Consider the following 558-nt stretch of genomic DNA (forward strand, 5'->3'; position numbering starts at 1 on the left):
AGCCCGGTACAATACCGAGCTCATGCCCAACAGGCTGCCTAACGATATAACCTGTCTAACTTTAGGGGGTCAGTTCAACATTAAGGAATCGACTTTGTTAGTTTTTCTTAATGAAGAATTACACCTTTTTCTTGAATAATGATGAAAGTACACACAAACCAAAACTCATCTTAAGGAGAAAGCTCTATGAATTTTAAAATGCAAAACAAACAAAATCAACTAATTGAAAGAATCACGAATCGTCATCTTGATGTAGGAATTGATATTGCACAACAATTTCATGTTGCTTGAGCTGTTAACTATCGAGGAATTTGGTCGGTCATCCTCTAACCTTTGAAAATAACGATGAGGGGTTTACTAAATTTCTAAGTTCGATCAAAGAACTTAAACGAATAAACCGTTTAGACACCGCCATCGTGGGAATTCATTACTGGCTGAATCTATCATAATGAACAAAAACGGTAATCTGCCCCGATAGTTGCATAATCGAGTAGGGGGAAAATAAGTTTATTTTCGCCCCTCTCACAACACCGTACGTACGGTTCGCGTATACGGCGT

General features: G+C 38.2%; 1 pseudogene. It reads left to right on the plus strand.

Annotated features, from left to right (window positions below):
* Window positions 1-186: 186 nt before the first annotated feature.
* Window positions 187-446 (plus strand): annotated as a pseudogene (locus AC3WLU_RS26765) (IS110 family RNA-guided transposase); the annotation flags it as partial.
* Between the last annotated feature and the right edge of the window lie 112 nt (window positions 447-558).

The sequence above is a fragment of the Peribacillus sp. FW305-BF15 genome, from assembly GCF_058783805.1.